The organism is Kitasatospora sp. NPDC001309 (genome assembly GCF_042896295.1).
GTDB lineage: Bacteria > Actinomycetota > Actinomycetes > Streptomycetales > Streptomycetaceae > Kitasatospora.
This window is the reverse complement of record NZ_JBIAXC010000001.1, coordinates 228,853-246,211: the sequence shown is the minus strand read 5'-3', so window position 1 is coordinate 246,211 and position 17,359 is coordinate 228,853. Positions and strand designations below refer to the sequence as shown.

The window sequence follows — 17,359 nt, the reverse complement described above, 5'->3', positions numbered from 1 at the left end:
GTACTCGTGGGATGGCTGACGGTTCATCTGGTGCTCCCGGCCGAAGGCTGGGGGCGGCCGCCGACGGGCGTGCCCGAAACGGCGTGCACGGCCGCCGGGTCGAGGTCGAACAGCTCGCGCAGGGCGTCCGCGTAGGACGCGCCGCCGGGCTCGGCGGCCAGCTGCTTCACCCGGACGGTCGGGGCGTGCAGCAGCTTGTCGACGACGCGGCGGACGGTCTGGGTGATCTCGGCGCGGGAGCGCTCGTCCAGGTCGGGCAGCCGGGAGCCCAGCCGGCCCAGCTCGGCGGCGACCACGTCGGAGGCCATCGCCCGCAGCGCGACCACGGTCGGCGCGATCCGGGCGGCCCGCTGGGCGGCGCCGAAGGCCGTCACCTCGTCGGAGACGATCCGGGTGACCTCGTCGACGTCGCCGGCGCCGGGGCTGGCGGCGTGCGCGTGGGAGAGGCTCTCCAGGTCGACCAGCAGGGCGCCGTCCAGCTCGTGCACGGCGTGGTCGACGTCGCGCGGCATGGCGAGGTCGAGCAGCGCCAGCGGCTCGGGGGCGGTGCGCACGGCGACCGCGGCGGCGACGTCCTCGGCCCGGACCACCACGCCGGCCGCGCCGGTGCAGGAGATCACCAGGTCGACGTCGGCCAGCGCCTGCGGCACCTTGGCGAGGTCCAGGGTGCGGGCCACGTCCGGACCGAGGATCTCCACCAGGCGCTCGGCGCGGGCCGGCGTGCGGTTGGCGATCAGCAGGTCGGTGACCCCGGAGCGGACCAGGGTGGCGGCGGCCAGCGAGCTCATCGAGCCGGCCCCGACCACCAGCGCGCGCTTGCCGGCGATCTCGCCCGCGCCCGCGGCGACCTGCTCCAGGCCGAAGGTGACCAGCGACTGGCCGGCCTTGTCGATCCCGGTCTCGCTGTGCGCCCGCTTGCCGACCCGCAGGGCCTGCTGGAACAGCTCGTTCAGGCCGCGCCCGGCGGTGTGCTCGTCCTGCGCCTTGGCCAGCGCGTCGCGCAGCTGGCCGAGGATCTGGCCCTCGCCGACCACCATCGAGTCCAGGCCGCAGGCCACCGAGAAGAGGTGGTGGACGGCGCGGTCCTCGTAGTGGACGTAGAGGTGGGAGGTCAGCTCCTCCAGGTCCACCCCGCTGTGGTGGGCCAGCAGCAGCGACAGCTCGGCGACGCCGCCGTGGAACTTGTCCACGTCCGCGTACAGCTCGATCCGGTTGCAGGTGTTGAGCAGGGCGGCCTCGGCGACGGTCGAGGACGCGGCCGCGTCGTGCAGCAGCCGGGTCGGGACCTCACCGGTCAGCGCGGCACGCTCCAGCACGCCGACCGGTGCCGTCCGGTGGCTCAGTCCGACGACGAGAAGACTCATGCCCGCCCCCCACAGCTCTCGGTGTTCACGCGGGCATCACCGCGGACAGCTCGCCCTCGCCGCCCTTGGCGGGCTTGCCCTTGGCCGACGGCTCGGCCGGCTCCTTGGCCGCCGGCTCGACGCCGGTGCGGCCCTTGCCGCTGCCGCCGGCCGCCCGGCGCAGCTTGGCCGCGGCCGCGCGGACCGGGCCGGGGGCGCGGTCCAGCACCGACTCGGTGCGGTCGGGCTCCTCGCCGGCCTTGCGCTGCTCGTGGAAGGCGAGGATCTGCAGCTCGATGGAGAGGTCCACCTTGCGCACGTCCACGCCGTCCGGGACGGTCAGCACGGTCGGGGCGAAGTTCAGGATGCTGGTGACGCCCGCCTCGACCAGTCGGTCGCAGACCTGCTGGGCGGCGCCGGGCGGGGTGGTGATCACACCGATCGAGACGTGCTGGCTCTCGACGATCGACTCCAGCTCGTCCATGTGGCGCACCGGCAGTCCGGCCGCGGTGGAACCGACCACGTTCGCGTCGGCGTCCAACAGGGCGGCGACCCGGAAGCCGCGGGAGGCGAAACCGCCGTAGTTGGCGAGGGCGTGGCCGAGGTTCCCGATGCCGACGATGACGACCGGCCAGTCCTGGGTCAGGCCGAGCTCGCGGGAGATCTGGTAGACGAGGTACTCGACGTCGTAGCCGACGCCCCGGGTGCCGTAGGAGCCGAGGTAGGAGAAGTCCTTGCGCAGCTTGGCCGAGTTCACACCGGCGGCGGCGGCCAGTTCCTCGGAGGACACGGTCGGCACCGAACGCTCGGAGAGCGCGGTGAGGGCCCGCAGGTAGAGGGGGAGGCGGGCGACGGTCGCCTCCGGGATGCCCCGGGCGCGCGCGGGTCGGCGCGCGGCGCCCTGGTCGGGCGTCTGCGAACTGCTCTGTGGTGATCGGCCGATTGCCACGGTGCTCCTGTGGGTGAAGCTGGGCTTTGGCAGCCAGGCTAAGCGTTTGTGAACGTGTGCACAAAGATGGTGTCCGATTTGTCCCGGCACAGTGACACGCATCACGCCGATGAGCTCATAGCACCGGCCTGTGTCAGGACCACTTCCGGGGCTCGGGCGCCGGGCAGCCAGGGGCCGTACGGCGCCTCCCGGCGCAGCAGTGGCACCGTACCGCCGGACGGCCGGGAACGGGCCCGCCCCAGCCGCGGCCAGGGCACCCGGGCGGCCTCGCGCAGCGGCCCGGTCCAGTCGTCCGGCGGGCAGGACGGGACGCCCGCGCAGTGCCGCAGCAGCTCCGCCGTCACCCGGGCGTCGCCCAGCGCGGTGTGCGCCGGGAACCAGCCCAGACCGGCCGCCTCCGCGCAGGCCGCCAGGCCCTGGCCGCGGGCCTGCGGCAGGTGGGCGCCGGCCAGCCGCATCGTGCACAGCAGGGGGACGGGCGGCAGCGGCACCCCGATCCGGGCGAACTCGCGCTCCAGGAAGGCGTGGTCGCAGCTGACGTGGTGACCGACCAGCACCCGGCCGGCCAGCAGCTCCAGCAGCCGGGGGGCGATCTCCCGGAAGCGGGGCGCGCCCTCGACGTCGGCCTGGCGTATCCGGTGCACATGGGTCGGGCCGACCGGGCCCAGCGGGTCCAGCAGGGTGGCGAACTCGCCCTCGGGGCGGAGCCGCTCGTCCAGCAGCACCACCGCGACCTCGACCACCCGGTGCCGCCACGGGCTGCGGCCGGTCGCCTCCACGTCCACCACGGCGAAGCCCGGGGCTGCGGGCAGCGCGGGGGTCGGACGGGGAAGCATGGCGGCACTCCTCGCGTGCTCAGCCCCCCACGGGCGTAAACGCGTTCGATCGTAAGCCGACCGGGGCGCCCGGCCCCACGCCGGAACGGAGTGTCTTCGACAACGATTCGGCGAAGCTCCCCCGCCGGTCGGCGGGGGAGGTGGTGCACGCACGAACCCCTCCTCAGCCGCCCAGGGCCTTGCGCAGGCGGTTCTCGTCGACCCGCCAGAAGTCGTGCTGGCGGCCGTCGACCAGGGTGACCGGGATCTGCTCCCAGTAGCGGCGGTACAGCTCCTCGTCCCGGGTGATGTCCTTCTCCTCGAAGGTCGCGCCCAGCTCCGCCGCCACCCGGACGATCACCTCCCGGGCCTCGTCGCACAGGTGGCAGCCGGGCTTGCCGACCAGGGTCACGGTACGGGCCGCCGGCTCGGGGCTCTTGCGTCGCAGCAGTGGGCTCACCTGCCCATTGTCCTCGACCCGCCCCTCCGGCCCGGGGCGGCGCCCGCCCGGCAGCTGTTCACCGCACGGGCACGGCTCCGTCACGGCCGCTCCCCGCCCGGCTGGCTATGCTCGGTGACATGGCCGTGCTCCGAAGGCTCACCCAGGCGAGACGCTCCACCACCGAGCGGAGCGCCCTGGCGGGCGAGGCCGCGGCAGCGGCGGCCGAGGCCGCGCTGCGCGCCGAACCGCTGCTCTCCCCCGCGACGGACGCCCCGGTGGCGCAGGAGCCCGGGGCGGCCCCCGCCACCGAGGGGAGCCCGGCACCCGGCCGGCCCGGGAAGGCCCCCAAGGCCCCGGCCGGGAACCACACCCCGGACCGGGACGACCCGCGCGCCGCCGCCTTCTTCGACTGCGACAACACCATCCTGCGCGGCGCCGCGATCTTCTACCTCGGCGTCGGCCTCTACCGCCACGGCTTCCTCACCCGCCGCGACATCGCCCGCTTCGCCTGGCAGCAGGCGCTCTTCCGGCTGCACGGCACCGAGGACCCGGACCACATCTCGGACGCCCGCAACACCGCCCTGGGCATCGTGGCCGGCAAGCGCACCGCCGACCTGGAGGTGATCTGCGAGGAGGTCTTCGAGCAGGTCGTCGCCGACAAGATCTGGCCGGGCACCCGCGCCCTGGTCCAGATGCACCTGGACGCCGGCCAGCGGGTCTGGCTGGTCACCGCCGCCCCGCTGGAGGTGGCCCGGATCATCGCCCGGCGGCTCGGCATGACCGGCGCGCTGGGCACCGTCGCGGAGGCCCGGGACGGCCACTACACCGGCCGGCTGGTCGGCGACCTGCTGCACGGCCCGGCCAAGGCCGCCGCGGTGAACGCGCTGGCCCGGCGCGAGCGGCTGGACCTCGACCGCTGCGCGGCCTACAGCGACTCGGCCAACGACATCCCGATGCTCTCGCTGGTCGGCCACCCGTACGTGGTGAACCCGGACGGCGCGCTGCGGCGGCACGCCCGGGCGCAGGGGTGGCGGGTGCGCGACTTCCGGACCGGGCGCAAGGCGGCCCGGGCGGGCCTGCCGGCGGCGGCCGCGCTCGGGGTGCTGGCCGGTGCGGCCGCGGCCGGGGTGGCGCTGCGGCGCCGCCGTCGGCGCGGCTGAGCCCCGGTCCGGGCCGGACGGCCGTCCACGGAACCGTTTCTGCCGCTCCCCCGTGCGGGTGAGAGGGCGTCAATCAGGGGCCTGACCTGGCCCCTCGTACGAGCGAACTCCCGGCTCCGACAAGGCTGTCCGGGCCCGCTGTGCGAACTTGTCACCCGGTGACCGGTTCTGATCGTTCGCCAGGCCGGGAAAGTCGGGGGTTGCGGGGCCCCAAGGCTGGGAAACCGCCCGCAGTGCCGCCGAATTGGTCACCCTGGGCGCCCGAACGGTCACGTTGAGCCGGATGAACGCCGACATCTCCGGTCAGTGTCAGCCGAATATGCGCAACAAATGGATCCCAAACGACCACTTCGACCACACGGTGTAGCTGTCATTGCACAAAGCGTTATTCTCTCCTGGATGCACGTCACCCATGCGTCCCGCTCGAACGGATGTCATGGGGAGTGCTCTCCGCGCAGGCGGAGGTGATCCGTCCACAGTTCTGCCTCTGGGAGTCCCGTGTACCCACCCGTCCGGAACGACGCGCCTGCACCCTCCCGCCCGTCGTCCGCGCCCCTGCGCCCCCGCACCGGCCTCCGCGGCCGCCCGGCCGAGCGGCAGATCTCCACCGGCCTGGACCTGCTGCGCACCCTGCTCCGCAGCCAGCTCGCCGCCTCGCCCCAACTCGTGCCCGCCGGTGTGCCGTTCGGCCACCAGCACGGCCCCGGCACCGCGCTGCGCACCACCGCCGCCGGCTCCACCGGCACCGGCTCGCGCAGCCGCACCGGCAGCACCGGCGTCGGCCGCAGCCGCACCCGCACCGCGCCGAGCCCCGGCTACGAGACCGAGCACAACCCGATCATGGAGCTGGTCGAGCGGGCCCAGGCCGGCGAGAGCGAGGCCTTCGGCCGGCTCTACGACCACTACGCGGACACCGTCTACCGCTACATCTACTACCGGGTCGGCAGCCGGGCCACCGCCGAGGACCTCACCAGCGAGACCTTCCTGCGCGCGCTGCGCCGGATCGGCACCTTCACCTGGCAGGGCCGCGACTTCGGGGCCTGGCTGGTCACCATCGCGCGCAACCTGGTCGCCGACCACTTCAAGTCCAGCCGGTTCCGGCTGGAGGTCACCACCGGCGAGATGCTCGACTCCAACGAGTGCGAGCGCAGCCCGGAGGAGTCGGTGCTGGAGTCGCTCTCCAACGCCGCCCTGCTGGACGCGGTGCGCCGGCTCAACCCCCAGCAGCAGGAGTGCGTGACGCTGCGCTTCCTCCAGGGGCTGTCGGTGGCCGAGACGGCGCGGATCATGGGCAAGAACGAGGGTGCGATCAAGACCCTCCAGTACCGCGCCGTACGCACCCTCGCCCGGCTCCTGCCGCCCGACGCGCGGTGAGGCGACGGTGACCGAGGGAGCGATAGGGCCCGGGCGGGGCCCGACCCGGCGCCGGCCCGACGGCCCGTCACCACTGCCACCCGGGCGACACGTCCGGGTGAACGGTCGGTCCGATGATCAGCCGTGCGTAACCGACCGCCCGTACCGCTCGTTGGCCAGCATGCAAGCCCCCACCAGGCATACGGTCAAGCCGAATTGTGACCTGTCACCCGATGGAGTGGCTTTGGCCCGCCGGGGCAACCGTCCGGCGGGCCGGGGTGTCGACAACGACGAAGGGAGGTGTGGCCCGTGACGGCAAACGTGCTGGAGCACCGACGGGCGAAGGCCTTCGCCGAGGCGCTGGAGGCCCACCAGGCGGAGCAACTCCGCGCGGCCACCGCCGAATCGGCCAACATCGCTGCCGCCGAAGCCGGTTCGGTGGCGATGGCCGAACTGGTCGGGGTGGCCGACGCGCTGGGGGCACTGCCCGGGCCAGTCCTGGACCAGGAGGTCCGGACGGTCCAACGCGCCCAGCTGATGGCCGCGTTCGAGCAGGCCTTCGCGGGCGGGCCGGGCGCCGCGGTGCCCCGCCAGCGCCGCCACCGGGCGATCCGGACGGCGCCGCGCGGCCGGTGGAGCCGCCGCTTCGCGATCGGCGGACTGGTCGCCGGGCTCGCCGTCGGCAGCCTGGCCGGCGCGGCCGCCGCAAGCACCAGTGCCCTCCCCGGGGACACGCTGTACGGCATGAAGCGCGGCCTCGAAGGGCTCCGACTCGACCTCGCGGACTCCGACTCGGAGCGCGGCGAACTGCTGCTCGGCAACGCCGCCACCCGGCTCGGCGAGGCCAACGCCCTGGTCGGGCCGTCCGGTTCGACCACCGGGCTCAGCCCCGGCACCGTCGACCGGGTCCGCCGCGCGCTGGACGACATGCACGCCGACGCCCTCAAGGGCCGCGAGCTGCTGCGTTCGGTCTACCGCAGCAACGGCTCACTGGGCCCGATGCGCGCGCTGGCCGGCTTCGCCCACGACGAGGACGGCCGCTGGAGCGAGCTGCAGGGCCGGCTGCCGGTCCAACTCACCGAGCAGGCCCACCTGGTGAACCAGCTCTTCGACGACATAACCGAGGACGTCGCGCCCCTGCGCCTGACCCAGCCCCCCGCCAAGAGCGGTGGACCGGGCGGCACCGGAGCGGGCGACGACTCCTCCTCCTCGACCGGCGGCTCCCCGGCCGGCACCGGGCCCGACGGCTCCGGCGCCGCACCCGGCTCCGCGCAGTCCCAGGGCGGCACGGGCAGCGGCAACCGCCCCGGCACCGACCGCGCCCCGGACACCGCCGGCAGCGGCAGCACGGCCGGCGGCGGGGCCAAGGGCGGCGGACTGCCGAGCACCCTGCCCAGCAGCGCACCGGACGCCGTCAACGGACTGGTCGGCAACCTCACCAGCGGGCTCACCGGCGGCCGGCCCTCGCCGAGCGCCGACGCGGCCCCGCCGCAGGTGCCGCAGCCGCCGTCCGGTGCGCCCAGCACGCCGAGCGGCGCCCAGCAGGGCGTGGACGTGCCTCCGCTGATCCCCGGCCTGCTGCCCGGGCTGCGGATCCTCGGCGGGAGCTGAGCGGGGCGGTGGGGGCCCGGCGGGACGCGCGTCCGGCCGGGCCCCCACCGCGTCCGGTCCCGAGCGGGACGACCGGAGGACCGTGGCCGGAAGAGCACGGTCAGGAGAGCACGGTCAGAAGAACACCGACCGCCGCTGCACCAGCAACTGGTACAGGGTGTGCTGGATGGTCTCGCGCACCTCGTCGGCCAGGTCGAAGACCAGCATCGGGTCGTCCGCCGCCTCCGGCGGATGGCCGTCGGTGGCGATCGGCTCGCCGAAGCGGATCGTCCACTTGGTCGGCAGCGGCAGCATCCCGAGCGGCCCCAGCCACGGGAAGGTCGGGGTGATCGGCACGTACGGCAGGCCGAGCAGCCGGGCCAGCGTCTTCACGTTGCCGATCATCGGGTAGGTCTCCTCCGCCCCGACGATCGAGCAGGGCACGATCGGCACCCCCGCGCGCAGCGCCGAGGAGACGAAGCCGCCGCGGCCGAAGCGCTGGAGCTTGTAGCGCTCGGAGAACGGCTTGCCGATGCCCTTGAAGCCCTCCGGCCAGACCCCGACCAGCTCGCCGCGCTCCAGCAGCGCCTGGGCGTCCTCGTTGCAGGCCAGGGTGTGGCCGGCCTTGCGGGCCAGCTCGTTGACGCCCGGCAGCACGAAGACCAGGTCGGCCGCGAGCATCCGCAGGTGCCGGCGGTGCGGGTGGTGGTCGTGGATGGCCACCTGGGTCATCAGGGCGTCCAGCGGGATGGTGCCGGAGTGGTTGGCGACGATCAGGGCGCCGCCCTCGGCCGGGACGTGCTCGATCCCCTGGACGTCGATCCGGAAGTACTTCTCGGCCAGCGGGCGCAGCAGCGAGAGCAGCACCTCCTCGGTGAGCTCCCGGTCGAAGCCGAACTCGTCGACCTCGTAGTCGCCGGTGATCCGGCGGCGCAGGAAGGCCAGCCCCTCGGTGGCCCGGCCCTCCCAGCCCTTGCCGAACAGCCGGGTGGCCGCCGGGCCGAGCTGCCCGGACAGCGCCCCGCCGACGGCCCCGGCGAGCCGGTCGGCCAGGCCGGGGGCCTGCGGCGAGCTCCAGCTGGGGGCGGACTCGATCGGGATGACCTTGGCCTCGCCCGGTGCGTTGTCGGCGGCGGCACTCATCGCGGGTTCAGCTCCTCGGGCGGCGGGTCGGTACGGCGGGGGCGGCCCCTTCGGGGCCGAGCAGGGCGGTCAGCCGGTCGGTGACGGCGGCCAGCCGCTCCGGCGGCAGCAGGCCGGGGCCCCGGGCGGCGGCGAAGTCGGCGAAGGCCTCCGGAGTGCTGAACGCCGGACGGTAGCCGAAGGTCTCCCGCAGCCGGGTGGTGTCCACCACCCGGCCGTGGGTGAGCAGCCGCAGCTGTTCGGGCGAGACGTCGACCAGCCGGGTCTGCCGGGCCAGCACGGCCATCCAGCTGACCGCGGGCAGCAGCAGCGGCAGGGTGGGGCGGCCGAGCCGGCGGGCGCACTGGGAGAGCAGCAGCACGCCCTCCCCCGCCACGTTGAAGGTGCCGGTGTTGACGGTGCCGGGCTCGGGCTCGCCGGCGGCCCGGCAGAGCACCGCGACGGCGTCGTCCTCGTGCACGAACTGCAGCCTGGGGTCGTAGCCGAGCACCGTCGGCAGCACCGGCAGCGCGAAGTACTCGCTGAGCGGGGTGTCGGCGCCCGGACCGACGATGTTGGCGAAGCGCAGCACCGTCACCGCGACGTCCGGACGGCGCCGGGCGAAGCCGCGGACGTAGCCCTCCACCTCGGCCGCGTCCTTGGCGAAGCCGCCGCCGGGCGGGTCCTTCGGCTGGATCCGCTCGCTGAACACCGCCGGGTCGCGGGGCGCGGAGCCGTAGACGCCGGTGGTGGACTTCACCACCAGCCGGCGCACCCCGGGCGCCTTCTGGCAGGCGCCGAGCAGCTGCATGGTGCCGATGACGTTGGACTCCTTCACCGCGGAGCGGTTGGTGGAGCCCAGACCGGTGGCGCTGACGCTCAGGTGCACCACGGTGTCCACCCGGTGCTCGGCGATCACCCGGGAGACCGCGGGGCGGCGCAGGTCGAGCTGGTGGAAGGTGTACGGGGCGGCCGGTCCGTCCGGCTCCCGGAGCGGCAGCCGCGGCGGCTGCACGTCCACGCCGACGACCCGGTCCACCCCCGGGCGGCGACGGAGCTCGGCGGCGAAGCGGGCACCGAGATGGCGTGCCACGCCGGTGACGAGCACGACCACACCCACGGTGCTGCACCCCATTCCCTCGACCCGAGCGGCCTGCGTGCACCGTACCGCGCCGCCCCACCGGGCCGTGAAACGACACCGCCCGCCCCGGGCCACGAGGGCCGGGACGGGCGGTGGAAGCGCTGGGCGCGCTCAGCGCGGCCGGGGGCGCTTACTTCTTGTTGCGACGCTGAACGCGGGTCCTCTTCAGAAGCTTGCGGTGCTTCTTCTTGGCCATACGCTTGCGACGCTTCTTGATGACAGAGCCCACGGAACAACCCTCGCTCACTGAGACTCTCGTCCGTGAGAGACGGAGTCCATACGACTGACGTGAGGGCCTAGCCTACCGTCCGCGTGGCCCGGGCCGTAATCGCGCTCCCCTGAAGCGGGAAACTCGCGGGAAATCCGGGGCGAACGGGGACGGATCCACGGCTGTGGACCCGCCCCCGCCCGGCCTGGTGCTACGCGCTCTCGAGCCGCACGTAGGACTCCTTGAGGTACTCGTGCACCGCCTGCTGGGGCACCCGGAAGGACCGTCCGACCCGGATGGCCGGCAGCTCTCCGCTGTGCACCAACCGGTACACCGTCATCTTGGACACCCGCATGACCGCGGCCACCTCGGCCACGGTCAGGAAGACGACTTCCTGCAGGGGACGCTCGACGGAACTCATGACCATCACCCGACCCTTACCCGTGTGCAAGGCACCGGCTTCCCCTCCGGTGACTCCACCGGCACACGTGTATCCCCAGAGTAGTTATGGGTGGTACCAGTGGGAAGAGGGGAAGTGCAGTCCTCGTACGGTGAGAGATAGGACCGTTGCAGTACGTAGTCACTCGGCGGTTCGCCCCAGGGGGCGTACGCACGGCCCCGCCGGCGCGCGGCCGGGACGGCGGATTCAGGCCAGCAGACCGTGGTGGGGGAACACCGCGCGGCGGGCCGCGAGGATGGCCTGATCGAGACGGTCGGCCGGATCGTAACCCGAGTCGAAGTCGCGCCAGGACGGGCGGGCGCCGTCGGTCATCCGCAGCGGGGCCGGGCCGCGGGTGCGGCGGTAGACCTCGGCGCGCCAGGACTCGGGGGTCTCGGTGGCCGGGTCGACGGGCCGGCCGGCGGCGGTGGCGACCAGGTGGGTCCAACTGCGCGGGACGACGTCCACCACGGCGTAGCCGCCCCCGCCGGTGGCCACCCAGCGGCCGCCGGTGAGCCGGTGGGCCAGCCCGTGCAGCTCCTCGGCGATCAGCCGCTGGGCGTCCACCGTGACGGCGAGGTGGGCCAGCGGGTCCTCCAGGTGGGTGTCCGCGCCGTGCTGGGTGACCAGGACCTGCGGCCGGAAGGCGGCGAGCAGTTCGGGCACCAGGGCGTGGAAGGCGCGCAGCCAGCCGGCGTCGCCGGTGCCGGCGGGCAGCGGCAGGTTGGCGGCGGAGCCGGGGGCGTCCGGGCCGCCGGTCTCGGTGGGCCAGCCGGTCTGCGGGAAGAGCGTGGCCGGGTGCTCGTGCAGCGAGACGGTCAGCACCCGCGGGTCGTTCCAGAAGGCCTCCTGGACGCCGTCGCCGTGGTGGACGTCCACGTCGACGTAGGCGACCCGTTCGGCGCCGAGTTCGAGCAGCCGGGCGATCGCCAGGGCCGGGTCGTTGTAGACGCAGAAGCCGGAGGCCTTGCCGGGCATCGCGTGGTGCAGTCCGCCGGCGAAGTTGACGGCGTGCGGGGTCTCGCCGTGCCAGACCGCCTCGGCGGCGGCGACCGACTGGCCGGCGATCAGCGCGGCGGCCGAGTGGACGGCCGGGAACGACCAGTTGTCGTCGGTGCCGAGCCCGTGCCGGGGGTCCGACTGCTCGGGGTGGGCGGCGGCGTGCTTGACCGCCTCGACGTACTCCTTGGTGTGCACCAGCTGCAGGGTGGACTCCCCGGCGGCCGGCGCGGACCGCACCGTCACCCCGGGCCCGGTGGCGAGTCCGAGGGCCTCGACCAGGCGCATGGTCAGCGCGAGCCGGGCCGGGTCCATCGGGTGGCCGGGGCCGAAGTCGTAGGCGGTGACGGCCTCGTCCCAGTAGAGGTGCAGGCCGCAGGAGGAGTCACGCTCGGCTTCGGGCATGGCCTCCACCGTAGTGGGTGGGGGCGGCGGGCCCCGCCCGCCCCCACCGTCAGACGGCGGCGGGGGCCGGCAGCCGTGCGGGTTCCGGGGCGAAGCGCTCGGCCAGCGGCAGCACGGCGAGCACCAGCAGCATCGGGGCGAGCAGCGCCCAGCGGTACGAGCCGGCGTCCGCGATCGCCCCGACCAGTGGTGAACCGATCAGGAAGCCCACGTAGTTGAAGAGGTTGAGCCGGGCCACGGCGGCGTCCGAGTTGGCCGGGAAGAGCCGGCCGCCGGCCGCGAACACCTGCGGGATGATCGCGCAGATGCCGAAGCCCAGCACGGTGAACGCGGCGATGCCCGCCCAGGCGGTGGGCGCCAGCGCGGCCAGCCCGAAGCCCAGCGCGGCCAGCGCGGCGCCGGAGCGCACCACCGGGACGGCGCCGAAGCGCTGCACCGCGCGGTCGCCCAGGACCCGGCCGAGCAGCATCGCCACCATGTAGCCGAGGTAGGAGAGTTTGGCGAGGTCCTCCCGGCTGCCCAGGCCGTCGGTGAGGTACTTGACGCTGTAGTTGGAGACCGAGGCGTCCGCGATGTACGCGAAGGCCATCGCCAGGCAGAGCGGCAGCAGCGGGCGCCAGGGGATGGTCCGGGCGGCGGCCTCGGCGGCCTCCCGGACGGCGTCGCCGAGTTCGGCCGGTCCGGCGAAGCGGGTGCCGGTCAGCACCGCGAGCGGGGCGACCACCGCCGCGGCCGTACCGAACAGCACCGGCAGTCCCAGGTCGTAGTGCGAGCCGAGGCCGGCGACCGCGGCGCCGAGGATCCCGCCGAGGCTGAACGCCGCGTGGAAGCCGATCATGATCGAGCGGCCGTAGCGGTGCTGGAGGCCGACCCCGAGCATGTTCATACTGGCGTCCAGCGCCCCCACCAGCAGCCCGAAGGCGCCCAGCGCGAGGGCCAGTTGCCACAGCGTGTCCCCCAGCCCGGCGCCCGCCAGACTGAGGCAGACGGCCGGCTGGACGACCCGCAGCACGGCCCGGGCGCCGGTGCGCTTCACCAGCTGCTCGGAGAGGATCGAGCCCGCCCCGGCCAGGATCGGCACCGCGGCCAGGAAGACCGGCAGCAGGCCGTCGCTCAGCCCGTACCGGTGCTGGATCTCCGGGATGCAGGTGACCAGCAGCGCGAAGGTGGTGCCCTGGAGCAGGAAGCTGACGGCGAGCGCGGCCCGCCCGGCCCGCAGGCCGGGCGGGAGGACAGGGGGGACGACGCTCATGCGGGACCTCGCTACTGGCCGGTAGAACGATGTTGGCCGAGAGCGTAGGGCGTGCGCCGCCTTTGCGGGAGGGGTCGCGCAGGGGTCATTTCCCGCCGGAGGCCAGCTCCCGGGAGCGGTCCCGGGCCGCCTCCAGGGCGCCGAGCAGCGCGGCCCGCACCCCGTGGTTCTCCAGCTCGCGGATCGCCGCGATGGTGGTGCCGGCCGGGGAGGTGACCGCCTCGCGCAGCTTGACCGGGTGCTCGCCGGAGTCGCGCAGCATCACCGAGGCGCCGATCGCGGACTGCACGATCAGGTCGTGCGCCACCTGCCGGGGCAGGCCGAGCAGGATGCCCGCGTCGGTCATCGCCTCGACCAGGAAGTAGAAGTAGGCCGGGCCCGAGCCGGACAGCGCGGTGGCCGCGTCCTGCTGGGCCTCCGGCAGCCGCAGCGCCTTGCCGACCGAGCTGAAGATCCCCTCGGCGCGCGCCAGGTGCTCCTCCCGGGCGTGCGAGCCGCCGGAGATGACGCTCATCCCCTCGTCCACCAGCACCGGCGTGTTGGGCATCACCCGGACCACCGGGGTGCCGGCCGCGAGCCGCTCCTCGAACCAGGCGGTCGGGACGCCGGCCGCCGCCGAGATCACCAGCCGGTCCGGGCTGATGTGCGGGGCCAGCTCCTCCAGCAGGGTGCCCATGTCCTGCGGCTTGACCGCGAGGATCAGGGTGTCGGCGAGCTTGGCGGCCTCGGCGTTGGAGACGGCCACCACGCCGTAGCGGTCGGCGAGTTCGGCCGCGCGCTCGGGGCGGCGGGCGGTCACCAGGACGTCCGCCGGGTCGGTGCCGGCCCGCAGCAGGCCGGAGAGCAGGGCCTCGCCGATCTTGCCGGTGCCCAGGAAGGCGATCTTCTGTCCGTGTGCTGCGCTGCTGCCCATGGTCCGCTCCTTGCCTCGGTACTGCGGCCATCCTCGCACCGCCCGGCGGCGCCCGTCCGGACCGTCCGGTCCGTGGTCCGCAGGGCCCCGCAGGGGCGGGGACGGCCCGGGAGCGCCGGAAGGGTCCGGGCGCGGGCTTTGCCCCTAGGGAGAAAACTCGGGGGTTTCCCCTATGGCCTCCGGGCCCGGGCGGGCGCACCGTGGAGCCATGGCACACGACGAAATGTCCCGACGTGAGAACCGGCAACTCGCCGCCGCCTCGGCGACGATGGGCCCGTGGCGGACGGCCGCGGGAGTCGGTGCGGTGGTGGGCGCGACCGCCCTGGGGGTCGAGGCGATCTCCGGGGACTGGTCACTGGCCATGCTGGCCGGACCGGCCGGCTGGGCCCTGTTCTTCCTCTTCCTGGTCGGCACCGTCGGCGGTCAGCTGCGCCGCGACACCACCGACCGGCGGCTGCGCCGCTGGGCCGACGCGCACCCGTGGCAGTCGGCGCTCCCGGCGGCCGGCGGACTGCTGGTGCTGAACACCCTGGCGCAGTACTTCCTCGGCGACAGCGGGCTGTTCGGGTCCTTCTTCATCTCGCTGCTGCCGGCCGGCCTGCTGCTGGTGATCGCCGGGGTGGTGGGCTCGGTGAAGCAGGCCCGCGGCAAGGGTTAGGAACCCGCGGCGAGGATCGGGGCGGAGGGGCGGCGGGTCGGCGGTCAGCGCTTGCGCTTGCCGCCGGGGCGGCCGCTGCGGCCGGCCTGGCGCTTCTCGTACTGCTCGACGGCCTTCCGGTGGGCGTCCCGCCGGACGGCCTCGCCGGGGGCCTCGACCAGGCTGCGGGCGAAGTAGGCGGCCAGGCTGCCGACCCCGCCGATCAGCCAGACGGCGCCGAGCGACTTGTCCTCGGCCATCCAGCCGGTCAGCTGCTCCTTGCCCTCGGTGAGGACCTTCCAGGTGCGTCGGACGGCCATCAGCGAGCAGACCGCGATGGCGGCGGTCAGCAGCCCGTTCAGGAAGCCGCCGCTCTCGGAGAGGGCGATGCCCTCGACGCCGAAGCGCAGCACCAGTGCGGCGGCGGCGGTGGCGGCCAGGGCGCCGACCGAGACGCCGACCCGGCGCAGCCAGTAGCCGTTGTCCCGGTGGAGCCAGGAGGTGCCGAAGAAGCGGATCGGCTCCGGCTCGGGGGCGCCGGCGGGCTTGGGGGCGGGGGTGGGGGGCTGCTCGCTCACGTCGTCGATTATCACCCGGGCGCCGCGGAACGAGGGAGGAGCCGTCCCGGCCGGGACGGCTCCTCCGGGGTGTGCGGGGTCAGCCGAGCTTGCTGACGTCCCGGACGGCGCCCTTGTCGGCCGAGGTGGCCATCGCCGCGTAGGCCCGCAGCGCCTGGCTGACCTGGCGCTCGCGGTTCTGCGGCCGGTAGCCGTGCCCGGCCTCCAGCGCCCGACGGCGCTCGGCGAGGACCTCGTCCGGGACCTCCAGGGAGATCGTCCGGGCCGGGATGTCGATGGCGATGGTGTCGCCGTCCTCGACCAGCGCGATGATGCCGCCGGAGGCCGCCTCCGGGGAGGCGTGGCCGATGGACAGGCCCGAGGTACCGCCGGAGAACCGGCCGTCGGTGACCAGCGCGCAGGCCTTGCCCAGGCCGCGGCCCTTGAGGAAGGAGGTCGGGTAGAGCATCTCCTGCATGCCCGGGCCGCCCTTGGGGCCCTCGTAGCGGATGACGACGACGTCGCCCTCCTTGATCCGCTTGGCGAGGATCGCCTCGACCGCGGCCTCCTGGGACTCGCAGACCACCGCCGGGCCGCTGAACGTCCAGATCGACTCGTCGACGCCGGCCGTCTTCACGATGCAGCCGTCCTCGGCGAGGTTGCCGTACAGCACGGCGAGGCCGCCCTCGACCGAGTAGGCGTGCTCGACGCTGCGGATGCAGCCGCCGGCGGCGTCGGTGTCCAGCGACTCCCAGCGCTCGGACTGCGAGAAGGCCTCGGCGGAGCGCTTGCAGCCGGGTGCGGCGTGCCACAGCTCGACGGCCTCGGCGGAGGGCGAACCGCCGCGCACGTCCCAGGTCTTGAGCCACTCGGCGAGCGAGTCGGAGTGCACGGTGTGGACGTCCTCGTTGAGCAGCCCGCCCCGGTACAGCTCGCCGAGGATGGCCGGGATGCCGCCGGCCCGGTGCACGTCCTCCATGTAGTACGAGCCGTTGGGCGCGACCTTGGACAGGCAGGGCACCCTGCGGGAGACCGCGTCGATGGCCCGCATGTCGAAGTCCAGCTCGGCCTCCTGGGCGGCGGCGAGCAGGTGCAGGATGGTGTTGGTCGAGCCGCCCATGGCGATGTCGAGGGCCATGGCGTTCTCGAAGGCGGCGCGGCTCGCGATCGCGCGCGGCAGCACCGAGGCGTCGTCCTGGCCGTAGTGGCGGTTGGTGATCTCGACGACCGTGCGCCCGGCCCGCTCGTACAGCGCCCGGCGGGCGGTGTGGGTGGCGAGCACCGAGCCGTTGCCGGGCAGCGAGAGGCCGATCGCCTCGGTGAGGCAGTTCATCGAGTTGGCGGTGAACATGCCCGAGCAGGACCCGCAGGTCGGGCAGGCGTTCTCCTCGATGATCGCGATGTCCTCGTCGGAGACGTTCTCGTTGACCGCCTGGGAGATCGCGTCGATCAGGTCCAGCTTGCGCACGGTGCCGTCGACCAGGGTGGCCTTGCCGGCCTCCATCGGACCGCCGGAGACGAACACGGTCGGGATGTTGAGGCGCAGCGCGGCCATCAGCATGCCGGGGGTGATCTTGTCGCAGTTGGAGATGCAGATCAGCGCGTCGGCGCAGTGCGCGTTGACCATGTACTCGACCGAGTCGGCGATCAGGTCGCGCGAGGGCAGCGAGTAGAGCATGCCGCTGTGGCCCATCGCGATGCCGTCGTCGACGGCGATGGTGTTGAACTCGCGCGGGATGCCCCCGGCCTCCTTGATCGCCTCGGAGACGATCCGGCCGACCGGCTGGAGGTGGGTGTGGCCGGGGACGAACTCGGTGAAAGAGTTGGCGACCGCGATGATCGGCTTGCCGAAGTCCTCGCGGGCTACGCCGGCGGCCCGGAGAAGCGCCCGGGCGCCTGCCATGTTGCGACCGTGGGTGACCGTACGGGACCTCAGCTCGGGCACTGTGCTCCACTCCTTCGGGGCTCTCGCCGGCGCCCCGCCGGTGATCAGGGTGCGGGGGCCGTTGTGGCTTACGAGCCTACGCCCGCCGT

General features: G+C 74.1%; 17 protein-coding genes. 4 read left to right on the top strand and 13 right to left on the bottom strand.

Annotated features, from left to right (window positions below):
* Nucleotides 1–23 precede the first annotated feature (23 nt).
* From ACFY2K_RS01155 to ACFY2K_RS01140, 4 genes are all read right to left on the bottom strand, one after another.
* Complete coding sequence (locus ACFY2K_RS01155; protein ID WP_380644948.1) at nucleotides 24–1,364, bottom strand: glutamyl-tRNA reductase; 1,341 nt, start codon at nucleotides 1,362–1,364, stop codon at nucleotides 24–26.
* Between the two features lie 25 nt (nucleotides 1,365–1,389).
* A complete protein-coding gene (locus ACFY2K_RS01150) occupies nucleotides 1,390–2,286 on the bottom strand; it encodes a redox-sensing transcriptional repressor Rex (protein ID WP_387709236.1) in 897 nt (298 codons plus the stop codon).
* Nucleotides 2,287–2,393: 107 nt separating this feature from the next.
* Complete coding sequence (locus ACFY2K_RS01145; RefSeq protein WP_387709098.1) at nucleotides 2,394–3,128, bottom strand: exonuclease domain-containing protein; 735 nt, start codon at nucleotides 3,126–3,128, stop codon at nucleotides 2,394–2,396.
* Between the two features lie 163 nt (nucleotides 3,129–3,291).
* Entirely contained in the window at nucleotides 3,292–3,567 is a 276-nt protein-coding gene (locus ACFY2K_RS01140; RefSeq protein ID WP_375881756.1) for a glutaredoxin family protein, read from the bottom strand.
* Nucleotides 3,568–3,686: 119 nt separating this feature from the next.
* On the opposite strand from ACFY2K_RS01140, the gene ACFY2K_RS01135 reads away from it, so the two are divergent.
* From ACFY2K_RS01135 to ACFY2K_RS01125, 3 genes are all read left to right on the top strand, one after another.
* A complete protein-coding gene (locus ACFY2K_RS01135; RefSeq protein WP_375881755.1) occupies nucleotides 3,687–4,709 on the top strand; it encodes an HAD family hydrolase in 1,023 nt (340 codons plus the stop codon).
* 555 nt (nucleotides 4,710–5,264) lie between these two features.
* Nucleotides 5,265–6,083 (top strand): ECF subfamily RNA polymerase sigma factor, BldN family, encoded by an 819-nt coding sequence (locus ACFY2K_RS01130; RefSeq protein WP_375882333.1) that lies wholly within the window; start codon nucleotides 5,265–5,267, stop codon nucleotides 6,081–6,083.
* A gap of 288 nt (nucleotides 6,084–6,371) precedes the next feature.
* The gene (locus ACFY2K_RS01125) at nucleotides 6,372–7,673 is read left to right on the top strand and encodes a DUF5667 domain-containing protein (protein ID WP_380522896.1); all 1,302 of its coding nucleotides are present in this window, start codon (nucleotides 6,372–6,374) and stop codon (nucleotides 7,671–7,673) included.
* A gap of 114 nt (nucleotides 7,674–7,787) precedes the next feature.
* Here the strand turns inward: ACFY2K_RS01125 and ACFY2K_RS01120 are convergent, their stop codons facing one another.
* The 7 genes from ACFY2K_RS01120 to proC form a co-directional block, all read right to left on the bottom strand.
* Nucleotides 7,788–8,795 carry a lysophospholipid acyltransferase family protein gene (locus tag ACFY2K_RS01120; RefSeq protein ID WP_380522897.1) on the bottom strand — a complete coding sequence of 336 codons (1,008 nt, stop codon included), beginning with the start codon at nucleotides 8,793–8,795 and terminating at the stop codon, nucleotides 7,788–7,790.
* Between the two features lie 7 nt (nucleotides 8,796–8,802).
* Complete coding sequence (locus ACFY2K_RS01115; RefSeq protein ID WP_375882331.1) at nucleotides 8,803–9,894, bottom strand: NAD-dependent epimerase/dehydratase family protein; 1,092 nt, start codon at nucleotides 9,892–9,894, stop codon at nucleotides 8,803–8,805.
* 151 nt (nucleotides 9,895–10,045) lie between these two features.
* Entirely contained in the window at nucleotides 10,046–10,144 is a 99-nt protein-coding gene (locus ACFY2K_RS01110; protein WP_003948845.1) for a 30S ribosomal protein bS22, read from the bottom strand.
* Nucleotides 10,145–10,334: 190 nt separating this feature from the next.
* On the bottom strand, nucleotides 10,335–10,544 hold the full coding sequence (locus tag ACFY2K_RS01105) for a helix-turn-helix domain-containing protein (protein ID WP_045699258.1): 210 nt from the start codon (nucleotides 10,542–10,544) through the stop codon (nucleotides 10,335–10,337).
* 225 nt (nucleotides 10,545–10,769) lie between these two features.
* The gene (locus ACFY2K_RS01100; protein ID WP_375881746.1) at nucleotides 10,770–11,966 is read right to left on the bottom strand and encodes an acetoin utilization protein AcuC; all 1,197 of its coding nucleotides are present in this window, start codon (nucleotides 11,964–11,966) and stop codon (nucleotides 10,770–10,772) included.
* A 49-nt stretch (nucleotides 11,967–12,015) separates the two neighbouring features.
* Nucleotides 12,016–13,218, bottom strand: coding sequence for an MFS transporter (locus ACFY2K_RS01095; RefSeq protein ID WP_387709094.1), 1,203 nt, complete (start codon nucleotides 13,216–13,218; stop codon nucleotides 12,016–12,018).
* An 85-nt stretch (nucleotides 13,219–13,303) separates the two neighbouring features.
* Complete coding sequence (gene proC / locus ACFY2K_RS01090; protein ID WP_375881741.1) at nucleotides 13,304–14,131, bottom strand: pyrroline-5-carboxylate reductase; 828 nt, start codon at nucleotides 14,129–14,131, stop codon at nucleotides 13,304–13,306.
* A gap of 208 nt (nucleotides 14,132–14,339) precedes the next feature.
* Here proC and ACFY2K_RS01085 point away from each other — a divergent pair, with 208 nt between their 5' ends.
* Nucleotides 14,340–14,789: a hypothetical protein gene (locus ACFY2K_RS01085; RefSeq protein WP_375881738.1), complete on the top strand. Its 450-nt coding sequence runs from the start codon at nucleotides 14,340–14,342 to the stop codon at nucleotides 14,787–14,789.
* A gap of 44 nt (nucleotides 14,790–14,833) precedes the next feature.
* Here the strand turns inward: ACFY2K_RS01085 and ACFY2K_RS01080 are convergent, their stop codons facing one another.
* Together ACFY2K_RS01080 and ilvD are read right to left on the bottom strand one after the other, a co-directional pair.
* The gene (locus ACFY2K_RS01080; RefSeq protein ID WP_380522900.1) at nucleotides 14,834–15,346 is read right to left on the bottom strand and encodes a hypothetical protein; all 513 of its coding nucleotides are present in this window, start codon (nucleotides 15,344–15,346) and stop codon (nucleotides 14,834–14,836) included.
* A gap of 79 nt (nucleotides 15,347–15,425) precedes the next feature.
* Nucleotides 15,426–17,270: a dihydroxy-acid dehydratase gene (ilvD, locus tag ACFY2K_RS01075; protein ID WP_380522901.1), complete on the bottom strand. Its 1,845-nt coding sequence runs from the start codon at nucleotides 17,268–17,270 to the stop codon at nucleotides 15,426–15,428.
* Between the last annotated feature and the right edge of the window lie 89 nt (nucleotides 17,271–17,359).